This is a genomic window from Faecalimonas sp. (genome assembly GCA_029264305.1).
GTDB lineage: Bacteria > Bacillota > Clostridia > Lachnospirales > Lachnospiraceae > Faecalimonas.
Genome location: JARICA010000008.1, coordinates 21,831 through 41,049 on the forward strand (window position 1 = coordinate 21,831; position 19,219 = coordinate 41,049).

General features: G+C 31.3%; 15 protein-coding genes. 13 read left to right on the forward strand and 2 right to left on the reverse strand.

Annotated features, from left to right (window positions below; genetic code table 11):
- Positions 1-84 precede the first annotated feature (84 nt).
- Genes ACY2U7_RS00835 through ACY2U7_RS00870 form a run of 8 tightly spaced genes read left to right on the forward strand, consistent with a single transcriptional unit; the run spans position 85 to position 8,859 of the window.
- Positions 85-672: a lysophospholipid acyltransferase family protein gene (locus ACY2U7_RS00835; protein ID WP_461815680.1), complete on the forward strand. Its 588-nt coding sequence runs from the start codon at positions 85-87 to the stop codon at positions 670-672.
- 8 nt (positions 673-680) lie between these two features.
- The gene (locus tag ACY2U7_RS00840; protein ID WP_461815681.1) at positions 681-2,444 is read left to right on the forward strand and encodes an AMP-binding protein; all 1,764 of its coding nucleotides are present in this window, start codon (positions 681-683) and stop codon (positions 2,442-2,444) included.
- Positions 2,383-3,762, forward strand: coding sequence for a B12-binding domain-containing radical SAM protein (locus tag ACY2U7_RS00845; RefSeq protein WP_461811641.1), 1,380 nt, complete (start codon positions 2,383-2,385; stop codon positions 3,760-3,762). Before ACY2U7_RS00840 ends, ACY2U7_RS00845 begins: the two co-directional genes overlap by 62 nt.
- Positions 3,755-4,435, forward strand: coding sequence for a CDP-alcohol phosphatidyltransferase family protein (locus tag ACY2U7_RS00850; RefSeq protein WP_461867631.1), 681 nt, complete (start codon positions 3,755-3,757; stop codon positions 4,433-4,435). The genes ACY2U7_RS00845 and ACY2U7_RS00850 overlap by 8 nt, the downstream gene beginning before the upstream one ends.
- A 7-nt stretch (positions 4,436-4,442) precedes the next feature.
- Positions 4,443-5,087 carry a hypothetical protein gene (locus ACY2U7_RS00855; protein WP_461811639.1) on the forward strand — a complete coding sequence of 215 codons (645 nt, stop codon included), beginning with the start codon at positions 4,443-4,445 and terminating at the stop codon, positions 5,085-5,087.
- Positions 5,080-5,964 carry a phosphoenolpyruvate mutase gene (gene aepX / locus ACY2U7_RS00860; protein ID WP_461811638.1) on the forward strand — a complete coding sequence of 295 codons (885 nt, stop codon included), beginning with the start codon at positions 5,080-5,082 and terminating at the stop codon, positions 5,962-5,964. Before ACY2U7_RS00855 ends, aepX begins: the two co-directional genes overlap by 8 nt.
- Positions 5,957-7,072 (forward strand): phosphonopyruvate decarboxylase, encoded by a 1,116-nt coding sequence (gene aepY / locus ACY2U7_RS00865; RefSeq protein ID WP_461815682.1) that lies wholly within the window; start codon positions 5,957-5,959, stop codon positions 7,070-7,072. Before aepX ends, aepY begins: the two co-directional genes overlap by 8 nt.
- 2 nt (positions 7,073-7,074) lie before the next feature.
- Positions 7,075-8,859 (forward strand): iron-containing alcohol dehydrogenase, encoded by a 1,785-nt coding sequence (locus ACY2U7_RS00870; RefSeq protein ID WP_461815683.1) that lies wholly within the window; start codon positions 7,075-7,077, stop codon positions 8,857-8,859.
- Between the two features lie 51 nt (positions 8,860-8,910).
- On the opposite strand, the gene ACY2U7_RS00875 is transcribed toward ACY2U7_RS00870, so the two are convergent.
- A complete protein-coding gene (locus tag ACY2U7_RS00875; protein ID WP_461811635.1) occupies positions 8,911-9,363 on the reverse strand; it encodes a VOC family protein in 453 nt (150 codons plus the stop codon).
- A gap of 184 nt (positions 9,364-9,547) precedes the next feature.
- On the opposite strand from ACY2U7_RS00875, the gene ACY2U7_RS00880 reads away from it, so the two are divergent.
- Positions 9,548-10,816, forward strand: coding sequence for a D-alanyl-D-alanine carboxypeptidase family protein (locus tag ACY2U7_RS00880; protein ID WP_461815684.1), 1,269 nt, complete (start codon positions 9,548-9,550; stop codon positions 10,814-10,816).
- Positions 10,817-10,858: 42 nt separating this feature from the next.
- Here ACY2U7_RS00880 and ACY2U7_RS00885 read toward each other — a convergent pair whose 3' ends face one another.
- The gene (locus tag ACY2U7_RS00885) at positions 10,859-11,461 is read right to left on the reverse strand and encodes a cytidylate kinase-like family protein (RefSeq protein ID WP_461811633.1); all 603 of its coding nucleotides are present in this window, start codon (positions 11,459-11,461) and stop codon (positions 10,859-10,861) included.
- Between the two features lie 453 nt (positions 11,462-11,914).
- Between ACY2U7_RS00885 and ileS the strand changes: the two genes are divergently transcribed.
- The 4 genes from ileS (at position 11,915) to ACY2U7_RS00905 (ending at position 19,214) form a co-directional block, all read left to right on the forward strand.
- A complete protein-coding gene (gene ileS / locus ACY2U7_RS00890) occupies positions 11,915-15,022 on the forward strand; it encodes an isoleucine--tRNA ligase (protein WP_461815685.1) in 3,108 nt (1,035 codons plus the stop codon).
- A gap of 10 nt (positions 15,023-15,032) precedes the next feature.
- Positions 15,033-17,495, forward strand: a complete 2,463-nt coding sequence (locus ACY2U7_RS00895) for a glycogen/starch/alpha-glucan phosphorylase (RefSeq protein WP_461811631.1) — start codon at positions 15,033-15,035, stop codon at positions 17,493-17,495.
- 11 nt (positions 17,496-17,506) lie between these two features.
- Positions 17,507-18,160 carry a hypothetical protein gene (locus tag ACY2U7_RS00900; protein WP_461811630.1) on the forward strand — a complete coding sequence of 218 codons (654 nt, stop codon included), beginning with the start codon at positions 17,507-17,509 and terminating at the stop codon, positions 18,158-18,160.
- Between the two features lie 94 nt (positions 18,161-18,254).
- The gene (locus ACY2U7_RS00905) at positions 18,255-19,214 is read left to right on the forward strand and encodes a SpoIID/LytB domain-containing protein (protein WP_461815686.1); all 960 of its coding nucleotides are present in this window, start codon (positions 18,255-18,257) and stop codon (positions 19,212-19,214) included.
- Positions 19,215-19,219: the final 5 nt, after the last annotated feature.

The window sequence follows — 19,219 nt, forward strand, 5'->3', positions numbered from 1 at the left end:
AAGGATATGATATAATAAAAATAATTATACAAAACATATATTTTGATAAAAAAGAAGGTATTATCAAACAAAACTGGAGAAATTATGAAAAAAAAGACGCATTTATATAGAATTTTAAGACCAATATTTACGATGCTTTTCAAGTTATATTACAATCCACAAATTCTAAATAAAGACTATATACCAAAAGAAGGGGCAGCAGTTATAGCAGGAAATCATAAACATGCATTAGACCCAATTTTAGTAGATGTTTGTACAAAAAGAGTAGTGCATACATTAGCTAAAAAGGATTTACATGATGGAAGGCTTGGATGGTTTTTTTATGCAATAGGAACGATACCAGTTGATTTGTATGCAAAGCATAATAAGGAATCCTTGTTGACTGCAATAGAATATCTTAATGACGGAAGTTTAATCAATGTATCTCCGGAAGCGAAAAGAAATTATACAAAAGAAATTTTACTACCATTTAAGGTTGGTGCAGTTGTTATGGCAAAAAGAACAGACTGTAAAGTGATTCCGTATTCTATTACAGGAGATTATAAATTTAGGAGTAAAAATTTGAAAATAGTGTTTGGTGAACCATTAGATTTTTCCCAAATGACTATTGAAGAAGCAAATAATCTGCTATACAAAAGCGTCAAACAATTATTATTAGAAGCAAGAAAGTAGAGAGTCATATGGCAGAAAATAAAGTAAAAACGCCATGGTATAGCGCTTATCATGGAATAAAACCTCATTTAGAATATCCAGATATTTCGTTATATAAAATGTTGAAAAATGTAATGAAGAAATATCCTGAAGATACAAGCTACAATTATTACGGAACAAAAAAAACATATAAAAATTTTATGAAGGAAATTGATCAATGTGCAAGAGCATTTAAGTATTTGGGAGTAAAATATCAAGATAAGGTAAGTATTTGTATGCCTAATACGCCAGAGGCAATAATCAGTTTTTATGCATTAAACAAGATTGGTGCAGTGTCTAATATGATCCATCCTTTATCAGCGGAAAATGAAATCAAACATTTTTTGAATATTTCAAAAAGTGAATATCTTATTGCTATAGATGTTTCGTTTAACAAAATAAACCATATTGTAAAAGAAACTGATTTGAAAAAATGTATTGTTGTTTCTCCAAAAGAATCCATGCCTATATATATGAAAATTGGTTATCAACTGACTAAGGGAAGAAAAATAAAATTAGAGAAAAGTAATATTATTTTAACGTGGAAAAATTTTATAAAATTAGGAAACGAATATTCTGATGAAATCAACTATGACCACAAAGGAAATGTTGTTGCTGCGATTTTATATAGCGGAGGAACAACAGGCTATCCGAAAGGAATAGAATTAACTAATTTGAATTTTAATGCTTTGGCGATGCAAAGTATTGAGGCTTGTCAATGTTTAAAGGAGAAAGATAAAGTTTTATCAATAATGCCTATTTTTCATGGATTTGGTTTGGGGATTTGTATTCATACAGTGCAATGTTTTGGAGGGACAAGTATTTTATTGCCACACTTTAATGCACAAACGTTTGATAAATTATTGAAAAAATATAGGCCGAATGTAATAGCAGGCGTTCCAACTTTATATGAAGCATTATTGAAAAATAAAAATTTAGAGGGATATGATTTATCCTTTTTGAAGTGTGTTATTTCAGGTGGGGATTCTTTGTCTGTCAGTTTAAAAAAGAAAGTAGATTGTTTTTTGAAAGAACATGGGGCAAAAATACAAATTCGAGAAGGATATGGGCTTACGGAATGTGTAACTGGAAGTTGCCTTACACCTATGGAGTATTATAGAGAAGGGAGTATTGGAATCCCATATCCAGATACATATTATAAAATTGTTAAACCGAATACAGATCAAGAAATACCGTATGGAGAAGAGGGAGAAATTTTAATAAGTGGTCCATCTGTAATGAAGGGATATTTGAATGATCAAAAAGAAACGAATTTGATATTAAGAAAGCATGAAGATGGTTTGACATGGATGTATTCTGGCGATTTAGGATATATGGATATGGATGGATTTGTCTATTTCAAGCAAAGGCTGAAAAGGACAATTGTAAGTTCGGGATATTGTTTGTATCCACAATATATTGAAAATTGTATTGAAGCGAATGAAAAAGTATTAATATCTTGTGTAATTGGCATAGATCATCCATATAAAGGACAAGTTGCAAAGGCTTTTGTTGTATTAAGAAATGAGTATCAACCTTCCGAGGAGATATTAAATGAAATTAAAGAGCAGTGTGAAAAAAATTTAGCAAAATATTCGTGGCCTTATGCATATGAATTTAGAAAAGAACTTCCCAAAACATTAGTTGGGAAAATAGCCTATTCTATATTAGAAGAGGAGGAAAAAAGAAAAGATGCAAAAAGAAAGTTTGATTGTTCTTCTCATTCATCCGGAAATATCAAGGACCAAGTATAATTTTGTTGGAGTTATCGAAAATGAATGTTTAGAGTTAGAGTATATTTCAACAATTTTAAAAGAAAAAGGGTATACAGTATATTTATATGATGGACAAGTGGAACAACAATCTGTTGCAACTGCGATAAATAAATATAAACCCAATATTGTATATGTTTGTGGAAGAACAAGACAAGAGAATTTTATGTTGGAATATTGTAAACAAGCAAAAGAGTATAGCGTAAATACAATAACAATTATTGGTGGGTTGCATGCGCAATTATGTTATGAAAGAATGTATAAACCGTATGTTGATTATATATTAACTACATTTGATATTTACAAGATATTAGATATCATTGATTATGCGTATAATAGTAAAAAAATCGAATTACAACAAATAGAGGGAATTTGTTACAAAGAAAATAATGTATGGAAAAAGAATATAAGCAGGGCATTTGATATAAATAAATTGCCATTACCAGACAGATCGTATTTTTATGAGCATCCCCAAAATTACAGATATTTAGAGCTAGAACATTCTGCGTGGGTAAGAACAGCATATAGTTGTCCGTATCGTTGTAGTTTTTGTCATAGAAATAAAATGAATTCAAGTACATATGTGTGTAGAGAAATAAAAGATGTTGTCTATGAAATAGAGCATATTCAATCAAATCATATATATATTGTAGACGATGATTTTCTGTTTAATATAGATAGATTGAAACAATTTGTGAAATTAATAAAAGAGAAAAACATTAAAAAGAAATATATTTGTTATGGAAGAGCGGATTTTATTGTAGAAAATGAGGCTTTTATGAAAGAGTTAAAAGATATAGGTTTGTACTATGTTTTAGTGGGATTAGAAGCGATTCATGATGGGCAATTAAAAAAGTATAACAAAAAATCAAGTGTATATAACAATAGTAAAAGTATTGAAATTTGCAATCATTTAGGAATAAACATTATGGGAATGTTTATAGTAGATTTGACTTATTCAGCAGTAGATTTTCGTAATTTATATAAATGGATCAAACAACATCAGTTAAAACATGTTGCCATTTCAATATTTACTCCAGAAATGTGTACAGAAACATATGACAGATATAAAGATAGATTAATTACAGATAATCCTTCCCATTGGGATTATTTACATTTAGTAGCATCTCCAAGTAAATTGAGTGTAAAGAAATATTATTTTTGTTATTATAAATTATTAATTAAGTTATTCATTAAAGCAAAAAAAGAAGGAGTATATGATTTTATAAATTATGGAGATTATATTAAATCTTTTGTAGGTAATATATTTAAGGCGAAAAGGGACAATGATGATGAATAAAACAAAAGAAGAAGAAAAGATAAAAAAAATTATTCCAAGTAAATTAGAAACAGGATTTCAACAATTCTTATATAAGACATTGGGGACACGGATACCTAAAAATATGACACCGAATCAGATTACTTTAATAGGAGCAATTGGAGGATTAGTCGGAATTTTATGTGCATTTTTGTCTAAATTAAATCCGTTATTTTTGGTAGGAACGATTTTAGGAATTATTTGTCATTTAATTTGTGATGATTTGGATGGATATGTTGCTAGAACTAGGAATATGTCATCAAAGGCAGGTAGTTATTTCGATTTACTGACAGATATATTACATATAACATATTTGATTATAGCATTGGCATTTGCAGGTTTTATTAGTTTTGAAATTGCGTTGTTTTTAACACCGGTGTATGCGTTAATTATATTTACTGCTATGAATTATATTTTATACTTAAAAGAATTTTTATTTCCAAGGCTGGGTCCAATTGAAACACATTTATTTTTTATAATTATATGTATAGGAAGCATATTCGTGGGAAAGAACCCAGTATTTACTTTTATTGGATTTCGTTTTAAATTTGCTGATATATTCTGTATTGTTGGTGGAAGTCCAATGTATTATGAAATGATACGATTACAAATACAATTATTTAAGAGATTAAGAGTAGAAACAAAGAAGGAATAATAAAAGGATGAGCAAAGATGAAGAGATATATATCGTGTTAATAAAAGCGTTGACAGGTTTAGGAAAATGTAGTAGATGGTTGGATGCATATGAATATACACATATTGCAGTTTCTTTAGATAAAGAATTAAAAAATTTTGCAACTTTTTCAAGGAAACAACATTTCTCTCCTTTTTGTGCTGGATTTATGTATGAAAAGAGAGAACATTATGTTTTTGGAAAAAATAAAACAGTTAAGATGAAAGTGTTTAAAATACCTGTTTCTAAAGAAGAAAAGGATAGAATTACGAATTATATAAATAGGATTGAAAAGGATGAAGAATATGTTTTCAATTTGTATTCTATGCTGACAATGCCTTTTTTACACGGAATAAAGATATATAAGGCTCATAATTGTATGTCTTTTGTAGGGAAAATCATAGAATTAAGCAATGTAGTACAAATGAAAAAGGAAAGTTATCGATATAATATTAAAGAAATGGATGCGTTGTTAGTAAATTATTTTTATAAAGAGTATGATTTAACAAAAGAGAAAGATGATAAGGAATATATGAGAAAAGTCGGTATTTTAGAAAACATAAAATGGTTTTTAAAATTAAATAGTATACTTATATATAGACTATTATTTAAGAGGAAGGAGCATTATGAATAATCTGCCTGAAATAAGAAGGAGTAAATTAAAAAAAATATTACATGAAAAGAAAAATATAAGAGTAATGGAAGCTTCTAACGGGTTAACTGGCTTGATTGTAGAAAATACGAAAGTAGATGGAAAAGAATATGATGCCATGTGGATTAGTTCGCTTTGTGATTCCACACTGAAAGGGAAATTAGATAATGAAGTCGTTGATTTTACAAGTAGAATATGTACAGTGAATGAGATCATGGAAGTGACAACAAAACCAATGATATTAGACGGAGATACAGGTGGAAAGTTAGAACATTTTGTAGAACACATAAAATTGCTAGAGAGAATCGGTGTTTCTGCAATTATTATTGAAGATAAAAAGGGATTAAAACAAAATTCCATTTTAGGTAATAAAGTGGAGCAGTTATTAGAAGACAAAGAAATTTTTGCAGAAAAAATACGAAAAGGGAAAGAGGCATTATTAACAGAGGATTTCATGATATTTGCTAGAATAGAAAGTTTTATAGCAGATAAAGATATAAAAGATGCATTGGATAGAGCAGAAACGTATGTAAATGCAGGTGCAGATGGAATAATGATTCATAGTTATAAAAAAGATGGGAAAGAAATAATCGATTTTTTAAACGTATTCAAAAAAAGACATCCGAATATTATTACAATAGTAGTACCTACAACATATTCCCACTTTTGTGAAAGTGAGTTAAATGCGTATGGAGCAAATATTATTATATATGCAAATCATCTATTAAGAAGTTCATATGCAGCTATGATAAAAACTGCAAAAAGAATTTTGAAAGATGAAAGTTGTGATGTTGCAAGTAAAGAAGATTGTATATCAATGAAAGAAATATTGGGATTAATAGGAGATAGCAATGATTGATACAAAAAAGTTTTATAATTGTTTAATACAGCATAAGTTTGATTTTTTTACAGGAGTTCCAGATTCATTATTAAAAGAATTATGTCTTTGTATCAAAGATTTATCTTTGCCAGAAAAAAATATTATTGCAGCAAATGAAGGAAATGCAGTAGCAATTGCTAGTGGCTATCATATAGCTACTAAAAATTATGGTGTAGTATATATGCAGAATTCAGGTTTGGGAAATGCAATCAATCCATTACTTTCCTTGGCGGATGAACAAGTATATGAAATACCGATGTTATTTATTATTGGTTATAGAGGTGAACCTAATGTAAAAGATGAGCCACAACATAAGAAACAAGGGGAGTTGACATTACCTCTTTTAGATGCATTAGGAATGAAATATGTAATTTTAGAAGAACAATTTGAAGAGCAAATAGAATTTTGCAGAAATTATGTGGAGTTAACTCATAAATCAATTGCTATTATCGTGAAAAAGGATACATTTGCAAAATACCCGAAGGAAATGGTAAATCAGAACAAGAATAAAATTAGCAGAGAAGAAGCATTGGAGATGATTATAACAAAGTTAAAAGAGGATGAATATATTGTTTCAACCACAGGAAAAACGTCCAGAGAAATTTTTGAATTGAGAGAAAAACACAATATGTCTCATGAAAATGATTTTTTAACGGTTGGTTCTATGGGGCACACATCGTCTTTAGCATTTGGAATGAGTTTATTTACAGAGAAAAATATATATTGCATTGATGGGGATGGTTCTTTGATTATGCATTTAGGTGGATTGGCAGTGGCAGTACAAACGGCAAAAGAAAATTTCAAATATATACTGATCAATAATGGATGTCATGAATCTGTAGGTAAACAGCCAACGATCTCATATAAGCTTGATTTAAAAAATATATTTAGAGGGTTTGGGTTTGATGAGGTGTTAGAAGCGAATAGTATAGATGAAATAATGCTAGGAATAAAAATAATGAGAAAAAATGCAAAAGTGGCATTGATTATTAATACAAACGAGACATCAAGAAAAGAGTTAGGTAGGCCAACATTGACACCAAAAGAAAATAAGGAAATATTTCAGGAAAAGTTAAGGGGCAATTAAAAATGAAAGCAGTTATTTTCAATTCCGGTTTGGGAAGTAGACTTGGTGAACTTACGAAAGAAAAACCGAAATGTATGTTAAAACTATATAATGGAGAAACTATTTTTGAAAGGCAAATTAGAATACTAAGCGAATGTGGGATAGAAAATTTTGTAGTTACTACAGGACCATATAAAGAACAATTATGGGACGTTGCAAAGGAGTATAGTCAATTAAACATTACTTTTGTAGAGAACGAAGAGTATAAAAATACGAACTACATAGTTTCTATGAAAAAAGCAGAAAAATTTATAGATGATTCTGTTTTATTACTGCATGGAGATCTTGTGTTTAATAAAGGATTAATAAAAAAGATTTTAAGTGATAACAGAAAATCACTCTGTCTATTTAATGAAGAAAAATCTTTGCCAGAAAAAGATTTTAAAGGAAGATTTTTAAACAATAAATTACAAGAAGTATCTGTAGCAATCTTTGATCAAGATTGCTATGCTTTTCAACCATTATATAAATTAAGTAAACGCAATGTAGAAAAATGGAAAGAAGAAGTTTCTAGGGTTGTCGAGAGCGGACGGGTAAAAACATACGCAGAAACTGCACTAAATACTATTCTAGATACAATGGAAATTAGTGGATTTTCTTATAAGAATGATTATATTGAAGAAATAGATAATAAAGAAGATTACGATAAAGTTTCAGGTGAAATTCAATTTTTTGATTATAGAGAACAAGAAATAATAAGGGATTCTTACACACAATATTTAAAAGAAAATATCCAGCCTTCAGACGAGGTGTTTGTTGTAAGTAGTAAAAGAATGAGAGAGGAAATAGAGAGTAAATTAAAGGGAAAACAGCTCACATTTTTTAATGATTTTTCTGCTAATCCAAAATATGAAGAAATAAAACGAGGAGTTAAATTATTTAAAGAAAAGAGATATCAAAAGATGATTTCTCTCGGTGGAGGAAGTTCCATAGATGTTGCAAAGTGTATAAAATTATTTTCTACATTAAACAATGAGAATGATTTTTTACAAAAAAAATATAGATACAATCCTATTAAGCATATTGCAGTGCCGACTACAGCAGGAACGGGAAGTGAATCAACTCAGCTAGCAGTGATGTATTATCATGGAGAGAAGTGTAGCATAGAGCATGGTTCGATACTTCCAGATGTAGCTGTTTTAGATTATACAATGCTAAAAACCTTATCTGACTATCAAAAAAAAGCTACGCTACTAGATGCATTATGTCAAGGAATAGAATCCTTTTGGGCAAGAGGAGCAACAGAAGAAAGCAAACAATATGCAAAAAAATGTATCATATTGATTTTAGAAAATTATAAAGAGTATTTACAAAACAATTCGATCTCTGCAGAAAGAATTTTATTGGCGGCTAATTATAGTGGAAAAGCGATAAATATTTCAAGGACAACAGCACCTCATGCAATGAGTTATAAATTGACTACATTATATGGTATAAGTCATGGATATGCAGTTGCAATGAGTTTAATACCTTGTTGGGAAATGTTATATGAGAAATCTAGTTCAAATAAAAAACTGCAAGATATTTTAGTTGCATTGTCAGAAGTTATGGGATGCACAAATATTCTTGAGAGTATTAGGAAAATTCAAAATATTATTAAAACGTTACAAGTTCCTCAAATAAATGTACAAGAGAAGGATATAGATAAGTTGGTTGCAACAGTTTCGATTGAACGCTTGAGTAATAATCCAATTATTTTTAATGAAAATGAAATAAGAAAACTTTATGAGAATTTATATTTTGGATAGAAATGTTAAGGCTATATAAAAAATGGACATATATAGCCTTTTAGCATCTGATTATAAAGGTTGCATCATTTCTAATATTATTCCATCAGGATCTTTGAAATAAAACGCTTTGCTTTTTCCAAATCCACTTGTTGTAAAATCAAAATCCTGAGGGGCAGATAAACATTCTACATGATGTTCTAGAAAATGATCATATATTTTATCAATATCCTTTGTGTAAAAACATAATTCAGAAATGGAAGTGCTAAAAAGATCTGCTTTTGTATTCTGAATTTCTGTATCTAAAAATTGAATCAGTTCTACAGGTGGCATATGAAGTTCATCTGATCCATTTAAGTAGGCAACTCTTGCCTTGCAATTTTCCCTTTGGAATAGAATATCGGTTTCTTTTCCTTCCATAAGAATCTCACCTATAAATTGAAGACCTAAAATGTCTCGGTAAAATGCGATAGATTTGTCCAAATCGGATACGGTAAGCCCGACGTGATAAATTTGTCCAGTCATTATATTCCCTTCTTTCTGTGGAGTATTGATTGTTTGATAGTAGTATTTTTAAGGGGAAATGTCAATAGAATTATGTAAGAGGAGTAGTGTTTTATGAGAATGAAGTGAAGTAAGAAAATATTGTGTTTTTTGTAGGTTTCATATATACTAGTACCATATGTGTAGTAATCATGGAGGAAAATAAATGAAAATTAGAATAAAAAAAGGGATTGGACTATTCATAAGTGCAATTCTGTTTTTGCAATCAGGAGTGTATGCTCAAGCAACAGAACAATTATCTCCAGAGCAACAAAGAGAGGCAGATATAAATGCATCTTACAATAAAACGATAGAAAGTAATACTATTAAAGATTGGCCACAAGGGCCACAAGTTTACGGAGATTCTGCTATTGTTATGGATATGAAAACAGGTGCCATTTTATATGAAAAGGGAATTGATGAACAAAGATATCCAGCTAGTATTACAAAAATTTTAACGGCTTTAGTTGCAATTGAAAATTCTAAACCAACAGATATGGTAAAATTTTCAGAAGAAAGTATTCAGTCATTACAACCTGGATATGCACATATTGCCATGAAGGCAGGAGAAGAAATTTCTATGAAAGATGCGCTTCATGCGCTGATGTTAGCTTCAGCAAATGAGGTGGCTTACGCCATTGGTGAAACAGTAGGAGGAACCCATGAAAACTTTATCAAAATGATGAATGATAAAGCAAAGAAACTAGGGTGTACACATACGCATTTTATCAATACAAATGGAATGTTTGATGAGCAACATTATACTTCTGCAAGAGATATGGCATTAATTGCAAGAGCAGCGTTTAGTCATCAAGAATTATTGGATATTGTACAGACATTACAATATACCATTCAACCGACAAATATGGAAAGTCAACCTAGAATTTTCCAGCAGAAACATAAAATGCTTTTAAATGGGAAATATCATGACGATCGTTGTATTGGTGGAAAAACTGGTTATACAGAGAAAGCTTATAACACACTTGTTACAGTGATGGAGCAAGGGGATATGGAAATTGTAGCAGTCATTATGCGATCACGTAAGGATACATTCCAAGATACAAAGAAAATCTGTGATTATGCTTTTAATAATTTTAAAGAAGTAAATATTTCTGAAAATGAAACATCAAAGAAGATAAAAAACATAGAAAAAGATGCATGTGTAACTTTACCAAAAAATATGGATTTTGATATGTTAACGAAAACATATAAGAAAAACAAGGTAAATTATTGCTATGCAGGGAAAGTTGTTGGAGAAACAAAGGCAAAGATAGTAGATGGAAAAAAAGAAACAAAAAAAGAAGTAAAAAAGGAAACAGGAAATCCATTTTTGATGAAAATCATTATGGCAGTAATTATTATTTTAATTATTGGTTTTGTAATTCTGTTCATTTTAAAAAATACTAGCAGAAAGAAAAAAAGAAGAAAAAGATAGGAACAAGAAAAAGGAACTTCGCAATGGAAGTTCCTTTTGTAGTTATAATTGATTATAAATAAACTCTAACAAATCAACGATTTCTTCGATGGTAAATACGCTTGTATCAATGGAAAGATGATAATTTTTTGTGTCATGCCAATCTTTGTCTGTGTAGAAGTTATAGTAGTAGCTACGATCTTTATCCACTTTCTTTATTAGAGAGTGTGCCTTTTTTTCTGAAAGATTATATCGTTCCATAACAGTTTTGATACGAAAATCCATTGGGGCAAAAAGATAAATATTTTTACAGTGTTTTTCATTTTTCAATACATAGTCAGCACATCTTCCTACAAAAATGCAGTTTTCTTTAGATGCTAAGTCCTTAATAACTTGTGATTGAAGATTAAATAATACTTCATCGATGTGGCCATAGCGATATTGTTTATCTAACTGATCATCTACATCTACTTGATATTGCCATGGTTTTTCTTTTTTTTCATCAACAAGTTTTAACTGTTCATAAGGAATATCCGTATGTTCTGCTGCAAGTTTGATTAGACCTTTATCATAGCAGTTAAGTCCAAGACGGTTAGCAAGTTCCCGACCAATAAGGCGTCCATTGCTACCAAATTGACGTCCAATAGTAATTATCTTTTTGTTCATACAATTGCCCCCTCCTATAAATATACAGTAAAAAAAGTTGTTTTGCATATTATATCATATAAAAGAAGAAAATACCATATATAGTCAGTATAGTCTGATAATATTAAGTCCTTGACAGTTTGAGGGTTTCCTTACTATAATAGAGATGATATGAAAAAAACAATGACGAAGAGAGTAGAACTTTTTCAAAAGCTTAAGAGAGTCGGTGTTGGTGGAAATCCGATGCGAGTAGGGATTGTTTGAAAATCACTTCAGAGTTGCAGATGCTGAAAGTCGCAATATGCGGTGTATAAGTTCTGCCGGTTTTCTACCGTTAAAAAGAACACATATGTAAGTATGGTGTAACAGGTGGTTAAACGACGGTTTAGTAACTCTCGTCCTATTACGGACGGGAGTTTTCTTTTTTTAGCAGGATTTACAAAGGGCATAAATCAATCATAAGAGGAGGAAATTATGTATCAGAAAGTATCAACAGATTTAAAATTTGTGGACAGAGAAAAGAAAATTGAAAAATTTTGGGAAGAGAATGATATTTTTAAAAAGAGTATGGAAAATCGTAAAGAGGGAGAAACATACACATTTTATGATGGACCACCGACAGCAAATGGAAAACCTCATATTGGGCATGTATTAACTCGTGTTATTAAAGATATGATTCCAAGATACCGTACAATGAAAGGATATATGGTGCCAAGAAAAGCTGGATGGGATACACATGGTCTACCAGTAGAACTTGAAGTAGAAAAGCTTTTAGGTTTAGATGGAAAAGAACAGATTGAAGAATATGGATTAGAGCCATTTATTTCACATTGTAAGGAAAGTGTTTGGAAATACAAAGGTATGTGGGAAGATTTTTCCGCTACAGTTGGTTTTTGGGCAGATATGGAACATCCATATGTTACATATGATAATAATTTTATTGAATCTGAATGGTGGGCATTAAAACAAATTTGGGATAAAGGACTTTTATATAAAGGTTATAAAATTGTTCCATATTGTCCTCGTTGTGGAACACCACTTTCTAGTCATGAAGTTGCACAAGGATATAAAGATGTCAAAGAAAAATCAGCAATCGTAAGATTTAAAGTAAAAGGTGAAGATGCTTATATTTTGGCATGGACAACAACACCATGGACACTTCCTTCAAATGTTGCGCTTTGTGTAAATCCAGAAGAAACTTATGTGAAAGTGAAAAATGATGGATACACATATTACATGGCAGAAGCATTGGTAGAAAGTGTATTAGAAGGTGACGTTGAAGTAGTAGAACGTTATGTCGGAAAAGAATTAGAAGGAAAAGAGTATGAACCATTATTCTCATTCGTAGATTTGAATAAGAAAGCATATTATATAACTTGTGACTCATATGTTACACTTACAGATGGTACTGGGGTTGTTCATATTGCTCCTGCTTTTGGTGAAGATGATGCACAGGTAGGACGTAGATATGACTTACCATTCCTTCAATTAGTTGATGAAAAGGGAAAAATGACAGAAGAAACAGCATGGCCAGGAGTATTCTGCAAAAAAGCAGATCCATTTGTATTAGAAGATTTGGAAAAAAGAGGGCTTTTATTTGCTGCACCAAACTTTGAACATAGTTATCCACATTGTTGGCGTTGTGATACACCATTAATTTATTATGCTCGTGAATCATGGTTTATAAAGATGACAGCAGTAAAAGATGACTTGATTAGAAATAACAATACAATCAATTGGATTCCAGAAAGTATTGGTAAAGGACGTTTTGGCGATTGGCTTGAAAATGTTCAAGATTGGGGAATTAGTCGAAATCGTTATTGGGGAACTCCATTAAATGTATGGGAATGTGAATGTGGACATATGCATTCTATTGGAAGTATTGCAGAATTAAAGGAAATGTCTGACAATTGTCCGGATGACATTGAGTTACATCGTCCATTTATTGATGCAGTTACAATCAAATGCCCACATTGTGGAAAAGAAATGCACAGAGTACCAGAAGTAATTGACTGCTGGTTTGATAGTGGAGCAATGCCATTTGCGCAACATCACTATCCATTTGAAAATCAAGAATTATTTAAACAGCAGTTCCCTGCAAACTTTATTTCAGAGGCTGTTGACCAAACAAGAGGTTGGTTCTATTCATTACTTGCCATTTCAACACTTGTGTTTAATGAAGCACCATACAAAAATGTTATTGTTTTGGGACATGTCCAAGATGAAAAAGGACAGAAGATGAGTAAATCTAAAGGAAATGCAGTTGATCCATTTGATGCATTAGAACAATATGGAGCAGATGCAATTCGTTGGTATTTTTATATTAACAGTGCTCCTTGGTTACCAAACCGCTTCCATGGCAAGATTGTGACAGAAGGACAAAGAAAGTTTATGGGTACATTATGGAACACATATGCATTTTTTGTACTGTATGCAAATATTGATGAATTTGATGCAACAAAATATACATTAGAATATGACAAATTAAATGTTATGGATAAATGGTTGTTATCTAAATTGAATACATTAATTAAAACAGTAGATAATAACTTAGAAAACTATCGTATTCCTGAAAGTGCAAGAGCATTGCAAGAATTTGTAGATGATATGAGTAATTGGTATGTAAGAAGAAGCCGTGAACGTTTCTGGGCAAAAGGAATGGAACAGGATAAAATTAATGCTTACATGACACTTTATACAGCACTTGTAACTGTTGCAAAAGTGGCAGCGCCTATGATTCCATTCATGACAGAAGATATTTATCAAAATCTTGTAAGAAGTATTGATAAGAACGTTCCTGAAAGTATTCACCTTTGTGACTATCCTGTAGCAAACGAAGCATGGATTGATTCAGAATTAGAGAAAAATATGGAAGAAGTGTTAGAAATTGTTGTTATGGGACGTGCGTGTCGTAACAGTGCAAACATTAAAAACCGTCAACCAATCGGAACAATGTTTGTAAAAGCAGAGGAAGAATTGTCGTCATTCTATAAAGAAATTGTTGCTGAAGAGTTAAATGTAAAAGAAGTGAAATTTACAGACGATGTAAGAGAATTTACTTCATATACATTTAAACCACAATTGAAGACAGTTGGACCAAAATATGGTAAACTATTAGGAGGAATCCGCACAGCACTTTCTGAATTAGATGGAAATAAGGCTATGGATGAGTTAAATGAAAAGGATGCATTGAAATTTGAAATCAATGGACAGGAAGTTACTTTGTTTAAAGAAGATCTTTTAATTGAAACAGCTCAGACAGAAGGGTATGTATCAGAAAGTGACAATGGAATTACAGTTGTATTAGATACAAATTTAACAGAAGAATTATTAAACGAAGGTTTTGTTAGAGAAATTATTAGTAAAATTCAAACAATGAGAAAAGAAGCAGACTTTGAAGTGACTGACAAAATTCATGTGACTTATGAAGGAAGCGAAAAAGCGAAAAACATTTTTGCTCAGTATGGAAATCAGATTGGTGATGAAGTATTGGCATTATCAGTAGAAAATAAAACTCCGGTAGGCTATACAAAAGAATGGAACATCAACGGGGAAAAAGTGATTATGGGTGTTGAAAAATAGGAGGATTATTATGCGGCAAGAGAAGTTTAATAAAGAAGAATTCAAAAAGACTGTCAAAAATAATGTGAAACGACTTTATCGAAGAACGATAGATGAAGCAAGTCAGCAACAGTTATTTCAAGCCGTGTCTTATGCAGTGAAAGATGAGATTATTGACAAATGGCTTTTAACACAAGAGCAGTACAAAAAAGATGACCCAAAGACAGTGTATTATATGTCTATGGAATTCCTGATGGGAAGGGCACTTGGGAATAATATTATTAATTTAACTGCTTATAAGGAGGTAGCAGAGGCGTTAGAAGAGATGGGACTTGACTTAAATGTTATTGAAGATCAAGAACCTGATGCGGCGCTTGGAAATGGTGGGTTAGGACGTCTTGCAGCTTGCTTCCTTGATTCTCTTGCAAGTTTAGGATACGCAGCTTATGGCTGCGGTATCCGTTATCATTATGGAATGTTCAAACAGAAAATTGAAAATGGTTTTCAAGTGGAAACACCAGATGATTGGTTAAAAGAAGGAAATCCTTTTGAAATTAGAAGGGAAGAGTACGCAAAGGTAGTTCGTTTTGGAGGACATATTCGAATTAACTACAATGAAAAAACAAAAAGAAGTGAATTTATTCAAGAAGACTATGAATCTGTTCTTGCTATTCCATATGATATGCCAATAGTTGGATATAATAATGGTATTGTCAATACACTTCGTATATGGGATGCAAAAGCAATTACAGATTTCCATTTAGATTCCTTTGATAGAGGAGAATATCAGAAGGCTGTAGAGCAAGAAAATCTTGCGAAAACGATAGTTGAAGTGTTGTACCCGAACGATAATCACTATGCAGGGAAAGAACTTCGTTTAAAACAGCAATATTTTTTCATTTCTGCAAGTTTGCAGGAAGCAATTGAAAAGTATTTGAGAGAACATGATGATATTCGAAAGTTCCATGAAAAAGTAACGATTCAAATGAATGATACGCATCCTACGGTAGCAGTAGCAGAATTAATGCGATTGCTTATGGACGAACAAGGATTAGAATGGGATGAAGCATGGGAAGTGACAACCAAAACTTGTGCGTATACGAATCATACAATTATGGCTGAAGCATTGGAAAAATGGCCGATTGATTTGTTCTCAAGATTGCTTCCAAGAGTATATCAAATTGTGGAAGAAATCAACCGTCGTTTTGTAGCACAGATTCGTGCCACATATCCAGGAAACGAGGAAAAGGTTCGTAAAATGGCTATCTTATATGATGGTCAAGTGAAAATGGCTCATCTTGCAATTGTTGCAGGATATTCTGTAAATGGTGTTGCAAGATTGCACACCGAAATTTTAAAGCATGAGGAATTAAAAGACTTTTATGAGATGATGCCAAATAAATTCAATAATAAAACAAATGGAATTACACAGAGAAGATTTCTTCTTCATGCAAATCCATTGTTAGCAGATTGGGTAACAAAACATATTGGAGATGGCTGGATTACTGATCTTTCACAGATGGCGAAATTAAAACCACTTGCGGATAACGTGAAAGAAAGAGAAGAATTTATGGATATTAAATTCAAGAATAAGGAACGTCTTGCAAAATACATTTTAGAGCATAATGGAATTGAAGTAGATCCTCGTTCTATTTTTGATGTACAGGTAAAAAGACTTCATGAATATAAACGTCAACTGTTAAATATTTTGCATATTATGTATTTATATAATAAGATTAAAGAACATCCGGAACTTTCTTTTTATCCAAGAACTTTTATTTTTGGTGCGAAGGCAGCAGCAGGATATAAACGTGCTAAACAAACAATTAAATTGATTAATTCAGTTGCCGATGTGATTAACAACGACAGAAGTATTAATGACAAAATTAAAGTTGTGTTTATTGAAGATTATCGTGTCTCTAATGCGGAACTTATTTTTGCAGGAGCAGATGTTAGTGAACAAATTTCTACAGCATCTAAAGAAGCATCTGGTACAGGAAATATGAAATTTATGTTGAATGGTGCAGTTACACTTGGAACAATGGATGGTGCAAATGTAGAAATTGTAGAAGAAGTTGGATCTGAGAATGCGGTTATCTTTGGATTGAGTTCTGATGAGGTTATCCAATATGAAAATTATGGTGGATATGATCCTATGGATATTTACAATAATGACTGGGAAATAAAACGTGTTGTAGATCAGTTAGTAGACGGAACATATGCTAACGGGGAGCATGAAATGTACCGAGATTTATATAATTCATTACTAAATACAAAAAATAGTGATCGTGCAGACACATATTTTATCTTAAAAGATTTTAGAAGTTATATAGCAGCACAAGAAGAAATTGAAAAAGCATATAGAGATGTGGATCGTTGGGCAAAGATGGCTTTACTAAATACAGCTTCTTGTGGTAAATTTACATCAGATAGAACTATTCAAGAATATGTGGATCAAATCTGGAAGTTGGATAAGGTTACGATTGACATATAGGGGGAAACTAAATGTACTATAATGAAATAAATACAGCTGCGGTAACAGTTTTTGGGGTATATTTTGCTATACTTGGAACTTGTTTGTTAGGGGGCATAGCAAGTTTTGTTTTTCGCGGTATTGGGATGTACAAAATTGGAAAAGTACAAGGTAGGACAAATGCATGGCTTGCGTTTATTCCTTTTGCAAGAACATATTTTCAAGGGGAAATAAGTGGAGAAATTCATTTGAAAAAAAGAAAAATCAAATCACCAGGAATATGGCTTATATTACTACCATTTATTTATGGAATAGTATTTGCGGTGATGTATGTTGGTTTGATGCTCTCGGTTGTTATAACGATATTGTCTTCGATAAAATATGAAGAAATGGATTTGAGTGTTTCAAATGTATCGGGGATTATTACGACTTTTATAATAGCTATTATAGTTATATTCGTTGTTTCTTTGGTTTACGTTGCCATAAAAGGTGGATTGCAAATTTTAGTGAATCGACAAATTTATGAGAGATATACAACGGTAAATATGGCAACATTACACGCCGTATTTGGTATGATTCTTCCTTTATATGAGTCAATATGTATGTTTGTTTTCGGAAGAAAAGCGGAACAAATGATGGAAAATCATATGCAACAAAATCAGGTGATATTAGAAGAACAAGAATAGTTTTGAACACTGTGGAATATCTTAGGATAGACCACAGTGTTTTTTGTTGCAGAAAGTATCAATGAGAAATCTTATAAAAAGAAAAGGAGGGAGTATGAAAAAGAAATGTAGGACAATCTGTATTTTTCTTTTTATTTTATTATTGTTGCCGTATATTGTCACCGTGTTGATAAATGGGAAATGTATTCATGGAAAAGGGGATAACTCTCCTTTTTATGTAAAAGTGCAAGTGGGTGAGAGGAAAAAGAAAATATTATGGGAAGATTATTTGGCTGGAGTTGTAGCAAAAGAAATTCAACCAGAGTATCATATGGAAATGTTGAAAGTACAGACAATTATTACGAGAACGAATTTATATCGGGAAATGGAAGAGGAAAAGGATAATGTTTTTTCGGAAGAGTATATGACGGAAGGAGAGATGCAAAAGCTATGGGGAAAAGAAAAAGGGAAAGAAATATATAAAAAACTAAAAAAAGCAGTTGTTGAAACGGAAGGAAAAGCCATTCTTTACAAAGAAAAACTAGCAACTGCGTCGTTTCACAAATTAAGTAATGGAAAAACTAGAAATGGAAATGAGGTTCTTGGAGAAGAAAAATACCCTTATTTAAGAATGAAAGAATGTCCTAAAGATATTGAAAATAAGTTACAATTTCAAACACTTGAATTAACTTATGAAGAAGTCAAAGAATATTGTCGGCCATTTCTTACAGCGGTAGATAAGAAACAAGTAGATAAACCATTTAGAAAAAGCGATTTTGAAATAATGAAAACAGATTCAGCAGGTTATGTAATAAAAGTAAGAGTAGGAAATCATGTTTATGCAGGTGAAGAATTTAGAAAAGCCTTAAAACTGCCTTCTAGTTGTTTTTCTTTTCAAAAGAAAAAAGATGTACTTAAAATTATAATAAAAGGAGTTGGACATGGACTTGGTTTGAGTCAATATACTGCAAATGAAATGGCAAAAGAAGGAAAAACTTATGAGGAAATTTTGCAGTACTTTTTTGAAGGAACGGAAATTAGAGAGGTCGCTGAAATTTTACTAAACATAGAATAAGAAGA

Coding starts and splice junctions, on each gene's coding strand:
- aepX (WP_461811638.1), top strand. CDS start 5,080: ATGAATAATCTGCCTGAAATAAGAAGGAGTAAATTAAAAAAAATATTA.
- ACY2U7_RS00870 (WP_461815683.1), top strand. CDS start 7,075: ATGAAAGCAGTTATTTTCAATTCCGGTTTGGGAAGTAGACTTGGTGAA.
- ACY2U7_RS00885 (WP_461811633.1), bottom strand. CDS start 11,461: ATGAACAAAAAGATAATTACTATTGGACGTCAATTTGGTAGCAATGGA.
- aepY (WP_461815682.1), top strand. CDS start 5,957: ATGATTGATACAAAAAAGTTTTATAATTGTTTAATACAGCATAAGTTT.
- ACY2U7_RS00845 (WP_461811641.1), top strand. CDS start 2,383: ATGCAAAAAGAAAGTTTGATTGTTCTTCTCATTCATCCGGAAATATCA.
- ACY2U7_RS00905 (WP_461815686.1), top strand. CDS start 18,255: ATGAAAAAGAAATGTAGGACAATCTGTATTTTTCTTTTTATTTTATTA.
- ACY2U7_RS00875 (WP_461811635.1), bottom strand. CDS start 9,363: ATGACTGGACAAATTTATCACGTCGGGCTTACCGTATCCGATTTGGAC.
- ACY2U7_RS00855 (WP_461811639.1), top strand. CDS start 4,443: ATGAGCAAAGATGAAGAGATATATATCGTGTTAATAAAAGCGTTGACA.
- ACY2U7_RS00895 (WP_461811631.1), top strand. CDS start 15,033: ATGCGGCAAGAGAAGTTTAATAAAGAAGAATTCAAAAAGACTGTCAAA.
- ACY2U7_RS00850 (WP_461867631.1), top strand. CDS start 3,755: ATGAATAAAACAAAAGAAGAAGAAAAGATAAAAAAAATTATTCCAAGT.
- ACY2U7_RS00840 (WP_461815681.1), top strand. CDS start 681: ATGGCAGAAAATAAAGTAAAAACGCCATGGTATAGCGCTTATCATGGA.
- ACY2U7_RS00900 (WP_461811630.1), top strand. CDS start 17,507: ATGTACTATAATGAAATAAATACAGCTGCGGTAACAGTTTTTGGGGTA.
- ACY2U7_RS00835 (WP_461815680.1), top strand. CDS start 85: ATGAAAAAAAAGACGCATTTATATAGAATTTTAAGACCAATATTTACG.
- ACY2U7_RS00880 (WP_461815684.1), top strand. CDS start 9,548: ATGAAAATTAGAATAAAAAAAGGGATTGGACTATTCATAAGTGCAATT.
- ileS (WP_461815685.1), top strand. CDS start 11,915: ATGTATCAGAAAGTATCAACAGATTTAAAATTTGTGGACAGAGAAAAG.